18 protein-coding genes are annotated in these 13750 nt (G+C 53.6%); all 18 read right to left on the bottom strand.

All coding sequences use genetic code 11. The features are described 5' to 3' along the window. Window positions 1–62 precede the first annotated feature (62 nt). On the bottom strand, window positions 63–1364 hold the full coding sequence (locus tag AYK67_RS12890; protein ID WP_068087495.1) for a type II toxin-antitoxin system HigB family toxin: 1302 nt from the start codon (window positions 1362–1364) through the stop codon (window positions 63–65). Between the two features lie 8 nt (window positions 1365–1372). Next, window positions 1373–4546, bottom strand: a complete 3174-nt coding sequence (locus tag AYK67_RS12885; protein ID WP_068087492.1) for a DUF4815 domain-containing protein — start codon at window positions 4544–4546, stop codon at window positions 1373–1375. Then, the gene (locus AYK67_RS12880; protein ID WP_068087490.1) at window positions 4546–5274 is read right to left on the bottom strand and encodes a hypothetical protein; all 729 of its coding nucleotides are present in this window, start codon (window positions 5272–5274) and stop codon (window positions 4546–4548) included. Before AYK67_RS12880 ends, AYK67_RS12885 begins: the two co-directional genes overlap by 1 nt. Before the next feature lies 1 nt (window position 5275). Further along, window positions 5276–6112: a phage tail protein gene (locus AYK67_RS12875; protein WP_068087488.1), complete on the bottom strand. Its 837-nt coding sequence runs from the start codon at window positions 6110–6112 to the stop codon at window positions 5276–5278. Continuing rightward, window positions 6109–6987 carry a baseplate J/gp47 family protein gene (locus AYK67_RS12870; RefSeq protein ID WP_068087485.1) on the bottom strand — a complete coding sequence of 293 codons (879 nt, stop codon included), beginning with the start codon at window positions 6985–6987 and terminating at the stop codon, window positions 6109–6111. The genes AYK67_RS12875 and AYK67_RS12870 overlap by 4 nt, the downstream gene beginning before the upstream one ends. Continuing rightward, window positions 6984–7319 carry a GPW/gp25 family protein gene (locus AYK67_RS12865; RefSeq protein ID WP_162265108.1) on the bottom strand — a complete coding sequence of 112 codons (336 nt, stop codon included), beginning with the start codon at window positions 7317–7319 and terminating at the stop codon, window positions 6984–6986. The genes AYK67_RS12870 and AYK67_RS12865 overlap by 4 nt, the downstream gene beginning before the upstream one ends. 14 nt (window positions 7320–7333) lie before the next feature. Next, window positions 7334–7588, bottom strand: a complete 255-nt coding sequence (locus AYK67_RS12860) for a hypothetical protein (RefSeq protein WP_068087478.1) — start codon at window positions 7586–7588, stop codon at window positions 7334–7336. A 52-nt stretch (window positions 7589–7640) separates the two neighbouring features. Further along, complete coding sequence (locus AYK67_RS12855; protein WP_068087476.1) at window positions 7641–8171, bottom strand: phage baseplate assembly protein V; 531 nt, start codon at window positions 8169–8171, stop codon at window positions 7641–7643. Further along, complete coding sequence (locus AYK67_RS12850) at window positions 8164–8652, bottom strand: hypothetical protein (RefSeq protein ID WP_068087473.1); 489 nt, start codon at window positions 8650–8652, stop codon at window positions 8164–8166. The genes AYK67_RS12855 and AYK67_RS12850 overlap by 8 nt, the downstream gene beginning before the upstream one ends. Further along, on the bottom strand, window positions 8649–9122 hold the full coding sequence (locus AYK67_RS12845; protein ID WP_068087470.1) for a phage virion morphogenesis protein: 474 nt from the start codon (window positions 9120–9122) through the stop codon (window positions 8649–8651). Before AYK67_RS12845 ends, AYK67_RS12850 begins: the two co-directional genes overlap by 4 nt. Continuing rightward, complete coding sequence (locus tag AYK67_RS12840) at window positions 9122–9562, bottom strand: gp436 family protein (RefSeq protein WP_068087467.1); 441 nt, start codon at window positions 9560–9562, stop codon at window positions 9122–9124. Before AYK67_RS12840 ends, AYK67_RS12845 begins: the two co-directional genes overlap by 1 nt. Window positions 9563–9573: 11 nt before the next feature. Continuing rightward, window positions 9574–9774 carry a hypothetical protein gene (locus tag AYK67_RS12835; RefSeq protein ID WP_156453156.1) on the bottom strand — a complete coding sequence of 67 codons (201 nt, stop codon included), beginning with the start codon at window positions 9772–9774 and terminating at the stop codon, window positions 9574–9576. 340 nt (window positions 9775–10114) lie between these two features. Beyond that, window positions 10115–10312, bottom strand: a complete 198-nt coding sequence (locus AYK67_RS12825; protein ID WP_068087460.1) for a hypothetical protein — start codon at window positions 10310–10312, stop codon at window positions 10115–10117. Between the two features lie 105 nt (window positions 10313–10417). Further along, window positions 10418–10705 carry a hypothetical protein gene (locus tag AYK67_RS12820; protein ID WP_068087457.1) on the bottom strand — a complete coding sequence of 96 codons (288 nt, stop codon included), beginning with the start codon at window positions 10703–10705 and terminating at the stop codon, window positions 10418–10420. 56 nt (window positions 10706–10761) lie between these two features. Further along, window positions 10762–11661: a Mu-like prophage major head subunit gpT family protein gene (locus AYK67_RS12815; protein WP_068087454.1), complete on the bottom strand. Its 900-nt coding sequence runs from the start codon at window positions 11659–11661 to the stop codon at window positions 10762–10764. A gap of 8 nt (window positions 11662–11669) precedes the next feature. Then, window positions 11670–12068, bottom strand: coding sequence for a hypothetical protein (locus tag AYK67_RS12810; RefSeq protein WP_068087451.1), 399 nt, complete (start codon window positions 12066–12068; stop codon window positions 11670–11672). After that, window positions 12062–13114: a phage protease gene (locus tag AYK67_RS12805; RefSeq protein WP_068087448.1), complete on the bottom strand. Its 1053-nt coding sequence runs from the start codon at window positions 13112–13114 to the stop codon at window positions 12062–12064. The genes AYK67_RS12810 and AYK67_RS12805 overlap by 7 nt, the downstream gene beginning before the upstream one ends. A gap of 197 nt (window positions 13115–13311) precedes the next feature. Continuing rightward, window positions 13312–13734, bottom strand: coding sequence for a hypothetical protein (locus AYK67_RS12800; RefSeq protein ID WP_068087445.1), 423 nt, complete (start codon window positions 13732–13734; stop codon window positions 13312–13314). Window positions 13735–13750 lie beyond the last annotated feature (16 nt).

Below are 13750 nucleotides of genomic sequence, written 5' to 3'. Positions count from 1 at the left end.
CGGTTTATGAAGACCCTATACAATCAGTAATGATATGGGGGCGGTGACAGATTACGCAGGCTTTAAAATGCATGGCGAAACTTTAGTAATATCGCCAGTCCATGCACACCTGCTGTTGCGTTACTATAATTCATACCGTGAAGTGGATTTTCCTCTGCCACCCCCCTTTCACCTGCGATAATATTTCCATCCTGCGTTATTGCGGCTCTTGGTACGTACAGATTTGTACCAATGGTCGTTCCGGCTGGAAAATGATGAAAACTTGTAACATCTATATATTTAAATATCTTCGCCACTACTGGATTAAATCCGTATCTGTTCAGATATGCGAGACTTTCTCCAGCACTTGGTTCTGTAACTTCCCCTTGCGTTTTAAAACCGCTGCCATCCATTGCGAAAATTGGGCTTGTTAATGCCAAACCGCCCTTACCACCGCTAGCAAAATATTCAACATTTGCCCCCTTAAAACTGATTTTGGTTGCTCCACCTTCTTCACCATCAACATCATCTTCAGGTATGGTCACGGCTTTACCAACTGTGATATCAAAGATTTCATCAAGTAGACAATTATGTAATAGACGGCCGCCACGTCCACCATGTTGCCATTTTTGTTCTTGACCATTCCCACGACCACCGCCACCAGCGCCAATCAGCAAAAATTGAGCATGGAAATACTTTTCAGACGAGACAATAAGATCACTGGTGTCCTCACTAATTAAATCGACATCAATATCAACACCACCTTTAATCAGAATTTCCCTAAATACGCCAACATTTATCAGCTGGTTATCATCAGATGAAATACTATCAATGGTGGCAACATCACCACTTGCCAGCACGTCACCATTTTTACTGGTGAACCCAGCCGCCTCTACGATGGTTTTACCATCTTTGCCCTCTGTCCCTATCGGCATATCAGAGACTATATGCAGCCGATTTTTACTATCATCATGCCATATGCAGTCCACATTATCACTACTCGACAGATCAGCGTCATCCGCTATGTTGAACACAATTCTACGGCTTTTCACATAGATCCCAGCAGCAAAAGTCTGCATTTTTTTAAATATATTAGGCTTTTGAATGTCAGCCTTGCTCGCCATTGTTTTCATTATCGCAGCTATTGCATCCGCATCATCATTCAGCCGTTCACCCAGTTCCTTGATGGTATCCAGCTCGGCCTGTGTCGCCCCGCCCATGATTGTTTCGATGGCATCGTTTTTGGCGGCGACAATCGCCAGCGCCAGCGCTGCCACGTCACCATCAATGGCTTTGATGGCGTCGTTCAAACGCAAGAGACAATCGATCTCGCTTTCGCTTAATACGGCCAGCGGATAGTTTTTATTGTCTGTGGTGCTCATCATGAACCTTTCTAAACGCTGACATCAAGCGGGGCGGCATAGATGTAAGCCATAATTGGCCGGTCCCGTGCGCTGCCCTTGGCGGTGATGCGCACAGCTGTTTCCGGTGTGCTGACATCGGCGCGGCGATACACTTTTTTGTGCCAGCCATCCCCGTGGTTCTCTTGGGCGTGAAGCGGCACATCAAGCCAGTTGTCATCAGCGGTGCGGATGGCGAGCTCGAATGAACTGGCTCCGGGTGTACGCTCAAAGCTGGTGATCTCAACGGTGCGGTTGTCACCGCATTTAAATGCCCTTGAAACGTAGCTGCCGCTTTGCTCGATTTGCGCCAGTACCAGCTGCGGACTGGCCAGCATCACCGGCGAAGCCGCATTCGTGCCAACCAGTTCAACCGAGACCTGCAGCTCTTCGTTTAGCTCTTCTGGCAGATTGATAACCTCGCCCGGCAACATGCGGATCTCACTGCTGTCAGGACGGGTGAGGATCAATTCTACGCGGGTTTCGGCGCTTGGGTGTTCCACGCCGGCCAATGCCAATAGATCGGTGGCGATTGTGGCTGGCAGTGCGCCCAGATCGACCCGTGTTTTGGTGCTGGTAAACACCGCTTTTTCAATCACCGTCCATAAATCGCGGTCATGGTGGTAGGAAAATGCGGTGTTGTTGGACGATGATATGCAGACCATATTGACATTGGGCTGGGCACGTACCCATCCATGATCCGGATCGCGCTTTCCTAGCCGGGCAATGGCCAGTGCATGGGTTGGATCATCGCTCAGCCATACGTGGGCGTATTCGGTACCAGCTTCCAGCCAGAGCGGCATTGGCAGCTCAAAGCGCAAGATGTCACCAACTTTAACGCCGTGCATATCCAGCTCGACCTCGGCCAATGGCAGGCCGGTTGGCTGGCTGGCGAGTGTCTCGCGGACCTGCAAAATTATCGGATTATCGGGATTGCCGATATCTGTCACCTTAACGCTAACCGCACCCAGCGGCATCCGCTCTTGCGGTGTCCAGATGTAGCCCAATGGATCAAAGCGGCGCGTGGTGAGAATGCGGCGGGTGGTGGTGACGCGGCGCATTTCTGTTACCGTGATGGTGCCACGGCCAATGTAGCTGGCCTCGCCAAAGCTGCCTTGATCTCCCAAAAATTCCACCAGTTTGGAACCGGCTGGCACACCATCAGGGATCGTGAAGGCACCGACAAGTACGCCGCCCTGATCTGCAATCGGTGCCGGATCCGGTAGCGGTAAATCTCGGCCATCAAAGCGGATTTTTATCAAACGCTCGCCAGCCTCGAAACCTGCGATCTCATAGGCGACATCGCGTACGCGTAGCAACTCGGCCGCGCGCTGCTGGCTCGAGAGCACCTGCGTGGCACTTGTGCTCACCAGATCGGAATTTGTGCGCGCCCTCTGGCCGGATCCAATAAACCGGCGCACATCCGAGAGCCGCTGGGTGATGGCCGAGCGCCACTTTGTCACGTTTTGCGCCCATTGGTCGGAGGCAGGTGTGAGTTTGACCTTGGCAGGTAACGGTTCAAACGCCTGATAGGGATTGACTTTCATAGAGCCGGTTGCCAGCTGCTGCACCAGCACTTCTTCATAATCATAGGTGTTTTGCCAAATCCCGTCGCCCAGATCATGGATCAAGGTGGCGGTCAGCGGCAGGGTTAAAAAGCCTGAGACGATTTCCAGTGTTTGATCCACTCCGGCATCGCGCTGGCTGTCATCAATGAAATTATCTACCCAGATGCTGCTTTTTGCATAGCCGTTGGCGCTGCCAGCCTCCAGTTGTAGTTGCAATCGTCCTACCTCGTTCATGGCGGTTATGGCCAACTCTCGCGTGCGTTCCTGCTCCGAGACGGGTACGCGGCGCACAGCAACATTCACCAAAGTCGGGTCACCGTCCCAAGTGTGGTGGATTTGTGCGAGGGTGAGATCGTTTGGTGCAGCTTGTGGCACTTGCGGACGATAGGGCCGCGATACGCCTTTGACCCGTTTGAATACGCCATCACGGTCCAGTACCAGCAAATCAATGCGTGGCATCTGGTGGCTGTAATCAATCTCAACCTGCGTGCCGGTAACTGCACCGGAGATTGTCACCGATGTACTGGTTTGTGCGTCGGCATCAATTGATCGTTTGTAGCGGTATGTGACCTGATAGGTGGAGCCTGTTGCCGGTTCACCGCCGTTTTTCGACCAGTCCACCTCATCGCCGAACAGATGGTAATCGTTACCGGTCACAAAAGTAGTGTCGCCCTGTTTAATCTCGACAATACCGGCGATTTGCGCATCAGGGAGCGCGTCGCGGCCTCCCGCAACCAGACCGCGTTTGACCTCAACCGTTTTTTCTTCCAGCACTGAGATATCGGAGATTTGCGCAATCGGTGTGCGATTCAATGTGATGGTGAGAGAGCCAGACCCGCCATCGTTGAAATAGTGTGGTTCGGCCTTGATGATTTCCAAATCCGGATCGAAGGGCAGATCAAACGGCGTGGCGTTGGGTTTGATCACCTCCAGCCCCCAAACATGGGCTAGCCCCTCTTTAACCGAGAGGAGGCTTTTATCTGCTTGCTTGCTGACAAAAGCTACATCCAAGCCCTCGACCACATAGTGACCGTTGGCCTGCCTGTCATAGCGGGCGAGCCGCGCATCAAAGCCGGTGAGTTCCGGTGGCGGTGTATAGGCAACCAGCTGTCGATCATTGATTTCGTAAATCGGGAAAAAGCGGTAGCTCGTTTCCGGTGTATCATCTGGTACTTGCGTGGAGAGCGCCCAGCTTGGCACTTCTTCAACTTGCGCGGCGCGGGGTTTTGCCAGTGCAAGATAGGCAGGGTTAATAAACGGCTCACCCGGCACCACACGCATTGCCAACATTACACCAATAAACAATTGCCCCTCTGGCAATGCAATAGTGGCCGCACCCAGATCACGCACCAGCCCATCAGTGTAAAGCTGGGCGGGTTCCAGATGGGCCGTTCCATCACCATCAATGGTCAAAGTGCCACCGGAGGTCAGCTTGCCATCTACCAATAACGCATCACCAATCGACGCGATGCGGCGGTGCCCCATATCGCGGGCAACCGAGTGGTCAATGGCAAAGGCATACTCGCCTTCGCCATAAAGCAGCGAGGTGCGGTTATCGTCAGGGTTATAATCGCTTTGAGCGTTTGCAGGTAGCTTCATTAGATCACCAGAATTAGAGCAAAATCAGTGCCAAGCGTGCCGTCACGCGGCACCGGTAGGCGGCGCTCGATTGCCAGCGCCGTACCAGTTATTTCCACCTGATCGGCGTCGTAATAGATTTGATCTTTCGGTGCATCATCGGCAATTTTGCAGCCAGTCATCAGCGCAAACTCGTTGATGTCATCGCCAACCGCGTCTCCAGCCTCCAGCTTGCCGCGTATGAGCAGCATGCGAGTTGGGTGATCAACCAGCTGGTAGTGGATCCCGCCAACCGTAATGAAATCACCTTGGGGTACCTGTCCTTGTGGGATATGTTCCAGATACGACAGTCCGGCGATACGCGTGCGGCCAACCTCATTCACCAAACCGGATACAGCCAAGGGTGGAGGCGGTACATGGGCGCGGTATTTGACTGTAACTTTGGCACCATCAGCAACGGCGCTATTGGGAGACAACATAATACGACCATCCATGCGCACATCATAGGCTTGTGGATGGGCTGGATGATCATCGCCATCTACAATCAACGTCACATCGGCAAGATCATGTGGCGGGTGAGCAAGCTGGATTTGCCGCTGCGTTGAAAAAACATGAGTTTCAACGAGCTTGCGACCCCACCAATGCTGGCCAGTGCCTACGGCAATCATGGTGCTACCGGGGTGACCATGGATCATCTTCTGGACCTGCTCGACAATCGTGGCACGACCTGAATTTGTGTAAACCGACATATCAGTCCTCGAAAACAACAAAAATGGTTTGGGGGCTTGTGCCCGGAAGGTGCGTATCTGGCGGTAACCCGCTAGGTGGAGCCGCTATGATTTCTGCTTGGCCGCCAACATTAATAGTAGTTTGCCAGTCTTCAACCTGCTCTACAGCGGTGACAGCTGCGAGTGCGCTACGAGTTGAAATTGCTGGCAATTGCGTTGCGCCATAACGAATGTCGCCCTCTAAATGCGCAACACTCACGACTACTTGAGAGAAAATTGCAAGCGGATCGGCCTCAGTAGAGACAGTGAAATGCGCGTGATCTAAATATGACAATAACGGTCCGATCGAGCTATACGGCACGCCGCTATCTGCGCCATAAATCATATGGCCATAACGGGAATGATCACTTGCGAACTGGAATGCGCGATGGTCCAGATTGTACGTGAGGCGATGTAGATGAGAACGCAATGACACTGACGCTTTGGAAAGTGCAATTACTGCCTCGCTTTGCCGTCCGCTCGTTGGGGCATCCAAGTGCAGCGTTGTGTATTTTTGTGCATGTTGTTCATGGTCTGCGCTCACGCCAATCCATTCGCGGGCCATGTGGCCTGCGTCAATAGTCCCGCGTATGCGCTGCCACGCGCGCCCCTTTGCAAGCGCAGCGCGCGGGTCTTGCAGGTAATTGACAACAACGCCCAGTCCCCATTCCCAGATCAGGAACGGCAAGTCCTCATCTGCCGGATTGTTGAACCGCTGTGCTATGCGCTCTGGCAGCGCCCGCATATCATCTGGCAGGGCCATGGCAGCAGCCAGCGCCCGCATGAGCGGTGTGGCGCTCACAGGTAGCGGCAGACTCATGCGCTCTCTCCCTTGCCGTGTAATCGTGCGCCCTGTACCCGTGGCTCCAGTTTAACTGCGCTCAGCAGCGGCACTTGGTTAGGCAAGATATCTGGCGGTGGTGCGCCCAGATTTTGCACATCAACAATGCCAGCGCCCATAAACTGCGACGAAATCCAGCTCCATGCGTGTTTGCGCCCCAGCGCACGCTTGGCAGCCCATGTCATGTGAAAGGCGGTTTCAAGTGGCTTTAAAATGGATTGATCCGCGCCGCGCTCGAACACAATTGCGGCATGGACAAACACCGGCACGCCAACAGCCGGGACAACAGAAACAGCAATATGATCATCCGGATGCGCATCATCCGCTTGCAGACGGGCATTCACTGCTTGCAAGAGCTGAGAGCTTGGAATGCCCGTCGCATTGCTCGCCAGTACAGTGACACGCACATGCGAGAGCTGCGGGAAATCGACCTTTATGTCGGCAATCTCGTCCGGAGCCACCCCGATGCCATGACGGCGATACCACTCTGCCGGACCAGCTGCAGAGGATCCGGCCCGTTGTAATCGTATCCGCTCCTGTTTGCGTGCACGGCTCTCGCCAGCAACCGGCTGCAAGCCTTCTTCGCTCAGCAAAAGATCCAGATTGTCACCATCTGCAAAGTAGACAAAACGGGCACGATAACGGGCATTCTGGCGCAAGCGCTCGTTATACTCATCCTCTGCCGCCGCGCGCAGCAATGATACAACAGGGCTGCTCTCTGTTAGCGCTGTAAAATCCTTGCCTGTCTCGGTTTTATAATGACGCAAAAACACATCCAGTTTTCGTGCCAGTATGTCCTCAACGCTTGGCTCGCCAACCAACAAGGGCGCTGGCAATAACGATAGATCGTTCATATGCGCACTCCCTTTTCAATAATGCGGGTGTGGATTTTGCCAGAGGGGATAAATTTTGCCCGATATGAAATGCGCAGCATGCCGGTCGGTGTTGCCTGCTCCAGTCGGTAGTCGAGCAGTTCCAGCTCGGGTTCCCATAAAAACGCATCCACCAGATCGGCGGCGATTTCGATCTCGCTCTCCTCATTCATGGGAGATGAGATGCGCAAGGGTAAATCGGAGCCGTAGCCACGTGCACCAACCTGCGATTTGCGCGGGGTTTCCAGCGTGGCTTCTACAGATTGAAAGGCCCGCTCGGGGCCGGATAGCTCGGCCCCGTTATAGCGGTCCATACCAACCAGCATGTTTACGCGTATGCCGTGGTAAATCCGGCTGCATCCCAGTTTTCGACCAGTTCACGGGTGAGAACGAGAATGTCATGATGCGCGTTGAATTTGACGTCGCCGCGATCATTGATCAGCACTAGTGTGCCTACCTTGTAAAGTTTACCAATCATCACCTCACGCTGCAGGATACGGGCATCCTGTGCGCTATAGCCCTCGGGTAATACGGGCTGTTTCGCTTCGTCTGGTTTTGCGGTTTTTGCGGGAGTTCGGGCCATCACTACCTCACCATTTAAAGGCTATTAAAAGGAATGCGTTTCGCCCGTTAATTTACTGCGCGAATGTTCGCTTTGCGCCGGTGACAATCGGCCATAGCCCTCTGGAGGAGCCACGATCAATTTGCACCATGTCGCCAACCCGCGCCACCGCTGGTCCGCCAGTCGCGCCAAGGTCCACGCGCTTAGATGTGAGTTCGGCCTGCTCGGGCAATAGTCGCTGTGTTGTTTCACCAACAATTGTCACATCCTCCACCTCTGCCGCCGACGGGCTGGGGTTGGTCTCTGTGCTACCGATCGGTATGGCGAAGCTGGCTGGGCCGAACTGGCCACATGGCGATATTACCAGCACCTGTTCCCCGGCACTGATGGTTGCCCGGCGCTGCACAGCACCTGATTGATGCAGGAACGGGATTGGCGGTGTTTGCAGCCTGTCACTATCGCCATCACTTTGATCCTGTGCCACCAAGCGGTTGTTTGTGGCGTCAAATGACGTAACCGTGGCAACGCGCACCATATTGCGAATTTGCGCTTGCAGATCGGTAATTTGCGCCTGTAGCGCGCGAATGTCTCTTGCATCAACCATGGGGCCGGTCCTCTGCAATTCGCTCTGCAGGTTTGGCGGGCGTTTGCGGCTCGCTTAGAGTTAAATTCTGTTTCCATGTGAGGGCGGTCAGCGTTTGGTTTTTTTGCCGCTCACTACTGGAGACCACCGGAATGATCTGGAAATCCGTTGGCTGGCTGATTTGTGTCAGCTCCCACATATTGCGATGGCAAAGCTCCAGCGTTTTGGTTGCCGCTTGCCACGCGCTTATGCGCCGGTCCGTCGTTTTGGCAACAATCATGACAGCAAGCGCACACATCAGCCGCACTTGCCCTGCGTGCTGAATGCGCGGGGTGGCGCTGGACATGGTTACAAATGCAGATGGACTGCGAAAGCTGCGCGTATCCAGATCCTCAATACGAAACTTGCCATGCAACACCTCCACATCGGCAAAGATGTTCATTGCTTCAATCTGCTTGCAGATATTATCTAGCAACGTGTCTGGATCGGGGTAAGCGCTCATTCAATCAGCTCCGTTAAAATATCGGTCACCAGCTCTTCGATTTCCCGTGTATTGTCAGCAGATAGCCCCAGAAATGGCCGCGCCGGAATGGTGACCTGTTTGGCAAAGATTTTGCGGCCACCGGCGTTAAACACCAGATGCTGCGCTTCCTTGGGCACTATCGTGCCGCCAAACTGGTGGATAGCGCCGTAGATCATCGGCGTGCCGACAATAATGTCATCCCCCTCCAGCCGGAGGTCGATGGTATCGCGCAGCGCGCCGGTTTTAACCAGCGTTTCGCTGCCCTCGCGGTTGGCAGCCCATGGTTCGCCGGAGGGGGATGTTTTCTCCTCGTCAATGCGCCGCTGGGTCTGGCTGACAACCAGAGCGCCAATGGCATCGCGCAGCTCGAACGTGCGTAAATCGGTCAGCGCACTGATCGCTCGGCTGATCTCATCAATAGGAAAATCAACGGTAAAACCGGTAGACATTACATACCGCGCAGGTTTTGGCGGGTCATCACCCGTTCAGGCGGTGCGTCGAACAACACATTGTCACTGCCATCCGCATCGCCGGGGTTAGTGGCCTCCGGCTCTGCCAGTCCCAGCCCCGCCTTACCATCGGCCACACGCTCTAGAAACCGCACCGCGTGTTTGTATCTGGTCTCAATGGCCTCGGTGAGCTGTGCATGGCTTTGCGCCAACAGATAAACGGCAATATCAATTGCTTGGCGGCGCAGCACCACCGGTTTACCTGCCAATGGCAGTTGGTAGCGCATGGTCAGATAGCCATCAATCTGTGCGCTGGCATCGTCCAGCGCCGTTTGCACCAGCGCCAGATCGGCTTTGCCACTATGCTGCGGGTCCGCCAATGTCAGCAGCTCGTCCTCGCCAATGGCGCGGGTTAACTCGTCAATGCTTGCGTAGCTCATTGCAGGGTCCGTTAGCTTGATTGATCGGTTTCTTGCAACAATTTCAAGCAAACTTCATAGCGTTGTCCGTCCAACAGAAATGACCATTTAGCTTGTGAGCCGGGACACACACTATCAATCGTTTTCAACCGATCCGCAGTATCCAATAGCATTTGCCCCATGTGCTCAACCACTTCTGAACTGGACAGAGCGTCATTTTGAAATTCATGCATAACTACCTCTGAATTTTCAAGCGAGATCATATTCGTCTTCAGTTTCAAACGTTTTCCAGCTTACAGAAATATGAGTTTTTATGAAGAATGTCTCACCACATGAAAAGCAACCAAACTCCGGATCTGCATTATCATCATAGGGCAGCTCCCCTGGAAACTCCTCGGCATGATCAAAGCCGCAATGAGGGCACAAACAAGTCATCGCATACCTCTTTTAAAACTTTAAGCTATGAAGAAAAATGTGCATCAAAGGCAACTTGTAGAGGGGTTACCTTGTTTTGCCTGCAAACCGAAAGACGTGTTATGCCAACGGCGCGTTTGTCCATTGATCCTTGGTATCTCACTCAGGCTCAGAACTTGGCAAGACGCTTATGCAGGCTTGGAAGGTTATGCCGTCCAACTCAAATGACCATTTTGCCTGAGATCCGGGACAAAGGTCATCGACCACCTTTAAGCGATCGACTGCCTCGAGCATCAGCTGCCCCATCTGGTCAGCAATCTCGCTCTCAAACAAAAAACCATCTTGAGTATCCTTCATGCTTCACCTCAATAATCTAGATGTTGATTTGCAGTCAGAGAACACCTGCCACGTTGAACGAATCCAGCGCGGCGGGTCTAGGCGAAATGTCACCCCAACGCTGTGCTAGCTGGCAGGTGCTTTGGTGGCCGGTTTGCGGCTGCGTGGTTCACTCCCGCCAGTCGACGCATCATCCCCAGCACTCGGCTCTTCTTCACCTTCCTCCGGCTCCAGCTCGAACGGTGCTGACACATTGAGGATTGGATCATCCATCAACGTATCAAGTAGTTTCTTATCGTCCTCGCCAAGTGGCACCGTCACCGGCTGGTTCTTGAGGAACTTTAGCCCACCACGTCGGCGATCTGTCAGGGCGGTGACAGTCACCGCCCGTTTCGTTGTCGTGTTCTCTTGCATGGTTTTACCCTTTGAACTTACGCGGTAATGGCAGAGCTAGTCGTTCAGCCACAGAGCTAGTCGTTCAGCCACGGAGAAACCACGACCTCGACCTTGCCTTTGTGCGGGTTCGGCTCGCCATTGATTTTATCGGCGCTCATCAGCACCTTGGCCGCATCTTCGTGTGCGCTTGGCACCAGCAGCACATTCGGGCGCAGCGCCAGCTTCCTGCCATAGTCGCCAGTTTGCGAGGTCATGGCGGTGTACATTTTGGCAAAGTGCTCGGCGGTAAATTCCTGCTTGCTGGCAAATGCCATCTGCCAGAACCCGTAGCCCACATTCTCGCGGGATTTGACGCCGTAGAGCACCTCGTCGAGATTGAACACATGGTCTGAACTAATGTCACTGAGAGTGGCAAATTCAGGTTTTTGCCGTACCTGCCTAATGAGCGGCTTGAGTGCACGGCTGGTATCCATCAAGAACCAAGCCGGGTTGTTTTCCTTGCCGCCAAACAGGTTGGAGACCGGTTGCTCCTTTTTGTCTTTATCCAGCACTGGGTGTTCGGCATCAAAGAAGTTCTGGCCATCATAACAGGACTGGCTGAACCCCGCCAATAACGCTTCAAATACCAGCTCGTCCGGATGACGGGCCGCCGATTCGCCCATGCCCTGCATGAGCGGGCGATAAATGCCCACATTGTCGTCGGCGAGTTTGTCGAGCAGCACCGCGACAGTGCTTTCAAACTTGCGGTTTTTGAGTGTGTAATCATGGGTGCCGATTTGGTTGATCACACGCTCGCCCAGCCATTCACGCATGGCCGGAAACGCGCCCAGCCAGCCATATTCGTTTTCGCTTGTGGAGGATGGCACCTCGGTGGCGATTCTTTGCCACAGCGGGGCAACACTATTAAAACCGATATTATAAGCGGCTTTAAAACCGACACCGGCAGTACGCAAATTAGTATGGTTTAAATCCATGGGAGCACCTATTTAAACGAGATCCAGACACCGGTGGCATCCACATCGCGAACGATGCCTGCAACCGAACGGGTGTTGCCGCCATGGGTTTTGGCGAGCGTTGTGTCATCAACCACAAAGCAGTCGCGGCCGATATCAGCACGGCTGATCGGGTCATCGGCACTATTGGCAAACGGGAACCAACCATCGCGGCGAATATCGACGCTGGCGGTTTGTCCGGGAGCCGCCGGGTAAACGCTATTTTCGGCAATGCCCACGCACACCAAACCTTTTGCGGTTTTGCCGGGCACAGCAGTGTTTCCCTCAACCATCACCAGTGCACCTTTATAGATGCCGGTTTGCGGTGCTAGCGGCAGGGTGATGCGTTCGCCCGCCCGCCGTTCATATAAGCGGCCTCGTGTCAGCATGCTCCTGCCTCCTTCAAATCAGCCAGTGCGGCCGCCTTTTGTTTCTCGTCATTCAAGTCAACGCCGAGGCTTGCAAGAATGCTCTGCTGGTCCTTGTTGAGAGCCAGTTTGGTGTCCGGCTCGCCTTTTTTGCCAGCGCCCGGCTCCTTGATGGAGGTTTGCATTCCAACCAGCTCGCGAAATCCTTTTAGACCGTCCTCGGCTTTACACGCGGCCAGATGGTAGTCCTTGCTTGACGGGGCGATTTTGCCAGCCTTGATTGCGGCATCCACCTCGGCCTCAATGGATGCGTGGTGCGCCTCATTGATTTTGTTTTGCGCCTCGATAAGATCGCCTGAGACCTTTTCATAATCGGCACGCGGCACGAACAGCTTGCTGTCAGGCTGCTGCGCCTTGTTCATGGCCAGTTTTGTGTCATCCTGCAGCTTGGTTACCGCTTGCAAAATGGCACTGTCCGATGCTTCGTCGGCCAGCCCCAGCTGGCGACACAGCGCCAGCCGCTGATCTTTGTTCATGGTGCTCTCCGGTAAGAGGGGTGTTTCAAAAGGAATGTGAGCGCGTGCCTCCGGCGTGTGGCCAGAGCCTGCCTTGTTAAGCGCTGTTAATTTGAGATTAGGCAGATTGGTGAGCGCAGCAGAACGCAGCGCGGAAATTTGTCCGGTAGATGCGCTGTAGGTAAAAACAGGCGAGATGAAACGGTATTCACGCGCGGCGATCATTTTATTGGCCGCCTCGGTCCACTCCACATGCCCCCAAATCGCGCCATCACGGTTTTCAAGGCGGTTGATCCAGCCGCTGGCCGGTGCCGACTGACCATCATTGAGATGCGTGGCATGCTCGTAATCGACAGGTAGCGGATTGCCTTGCCTGTTAAACGCTGCAATCACCGCATCAGGCTGGCTGTTGCGCCACTCGCGCCCGTCAATACCCTGCATGCGCCCCTTGGGTAGCAGCTCAATCATGGATGGCACAGCGGATTTCTCCTCAGCGCGATTGAGCGCCAGAGCAATACCGGTTGCCGCAAGATGGTGTGGTTTCGTGTTCATGGCGCGAGTATGCGGCACGAACCCGTTTTTAGGCACGGTGACAGCAGGAACGGGCCATCACACGGGCTAATTGTAATGTGGGGGTGGAGTGGCGGGAAGTATTTCGCCGTTAAAAGGGGTTTTGAAAGGTTGGGGCGGCGTTTGGGTTCGCCGTGCCCCAACATACCAGAGAGGTTGTAGAGACGCCTCTATGGCGTTTATTCTGAATTGTTGTTTTTGAAGGCTTCCATGCCTTCTTCACAAATGCTCTGCATGTCGTAAATTAAATCGAGTTGATTATCGGATTCTCTTATAAACTTTGCGAGAGTTGTGTTGCCCCGTTTGTAGCTGATAACCTCATCTGCGTAGAGGACCACGAATTCGGTTAACAATTGGCAATGGCGCAATTCACGAGGAGAAAAGTCATGTCCTCTATCGCTTGCCTTTCGAAATTGCGGATAAAACCGCTTGTAAAGGTATTCTTCAAACTCCTCTGCCTCCATCAGTAAGACGATGTTCTGGTACTCCAGTAGTTGATTGGCTTGATAAACAAAGCTTTCGACTTCCTCCAAGGTGTATGTTTTGGCTTGGGCCGAAATGGTTAAGAAGCAAGAAAAGAGTATTCCTAAAAGAAAGCGCATTTAAAATCTCCTTGAT

The sequence above is a fragment of the Polycladidibacter stylochi genome (assembly GCF_001562055.1).
In the GTDB taxonomy this organism is placed as follows: Bacteria; Pseudomonadota; Alphaproteobacteria; order Rhizobiales; family Stappiaceae; genus Pseudovibrio; species Pseudovibrio stylochi.
The sequence above is the reverse complement of the archived record's forward strand: the minus strand, read 5'-3'. Positions and strand labels throughout refer to the sequence as shown.

What these genes read in the sequence shown, in the direction of transcription:
- AYK67_RS12890 (WP_068087495.1), bottom strand. Translation starts at nt 1,364, where the DNA reads ATGATGAGCACCACAGACAATAAAAACTATCCGCTGGCCGTATTAAGC.
- AYK67_RS12885 (WP_068087492.1), bottom strand. Translation starts at nt 4,546, where the DNA reads ATGAAGCTACCTGCAAACGCTCAAAGCGATTATAACCCTGACGATAAC.
- AYK67_RS12880 (WP_068087490.1), bottom strand. Translation starts at nt 5,274, where the DNA reads ATGTCGGTTTACACAAATTCAGGTCGTGCCACGATTGTCGAGCAGGTC.
- AYK67_RS12875 (WP_068087488.1), bottom strand. Translation starts at nt 6,112, where the DNA reads ATGAGTCTGCCGCTACCTGTGAGCGCCACACCGCTCATGCGGGCGCTG.
- AYK67_RS12870 (WP_068087485.1), bottom strand. Translation starts at nt 6,987, where the DNA reads ATGAACGATCTATCGTTATTGCCAGCGCCCTTGTTGGTTGGCGAGCCA.
- AYK67_RS12865 (WP_162265108.1), bottom strand. Translation starts at nt 7,319, where the DNA reads ATGGACCGCTATAACGGGGCCGAGCTATCCGGCCCCGAGCGGGCCTTT.
- AYK67_RS12860 (WP_068087478.1), bottom strand. Translation starts at nt 7,588, where the DNA reads ATGGCCCGAACTCCCGCAAAAACCGCAAAACCAGACGAAGCGAAACAG.
- AYK67_RS12855 (WP_068087476.1), bottom strand. Translation starts at nt 8,171, where the DNA reads ATGGTTGATGCAAGAGACATTCGCGCGCTACAGGCGCAAATTACCGAT.
- AYK67_RS12850 (WP_068087473.1), bottom strand. Translation starts at nt 8,652, where the DNA reads ATGAGCGCTTACCCCGATCCAGACACGTTGCTAGATAATATCTGCAAG.
- AYK67_RS12845 (WP_068087470.1), bottom strand. Translation starts at nt 9,122, where the DNA reads ATGTCTACCGGTTTTACCGTTGATTTTCCTATTGATGAGATCAGCCGA.
- AYK67_RS12840 (WP_068087467.1), bottom strand. Translation starts at nt 9,562, where the DNA reads ATGAGCTACGCAAGCATTGACGAGTTAACCCGCGCCATTGGCGAGGAC.
- AYK67_RS12835 (WP_156453156.1), bottom strand. Translation starts at nt 9,774, where the DNA reads ATGCATGAATTTCAAAATGACGCTCTGTCCAGTTCAGAAGTGGTTGAG.
- AYK67_RS12825 (WP_068087460.1), bottom strand. Translation starts at nt 10,312, where the DNA reads ATGAAGGATACTCAAGATGGTTTTTTGTTTGAGAGCGAGATTGCTGAC.
- AYK67_RS12820 (WP_068087457.1), bottom strand. Translation starts at nt 10,705, where the DNA reads ATGCAAGAGAACACGACAACGAAACGGGCGGTGACTGTCACCGCCCTG.
- AYK67_RS12815 (WP_068087454.1), bottom strand. Translation starts at nt 11,661, where the DNA reads ATGGATTTAAACCATACTAATTTGCGTACTGCCGGTGTCGGTTTTAAA.
- AYK67_RS12810 (WP_068087451.1), bottom strand. Translation starts at nt 12,068, where the DNA reads ATGCTGACACGAGGCCGCTTATATGAACGGCGGGCGGGCGAACGCATC.
- AYK67_RS12805 (WP_068087448.1), bottom strand. Translation starts at nt 13,114, where the DNA reads ATGAACACGAAACCACACCATCTTGCGGCAACCGGTATTGCTCTGGCG.
- AYK67_RS12800 (WP_068087445.1), bottom strand. Translation starts at nt 13,734, where the DNA reads ATGCGCTTTCTTTTAGGAATACTCTTTTCTTGCTTCTTAACCATTTCG.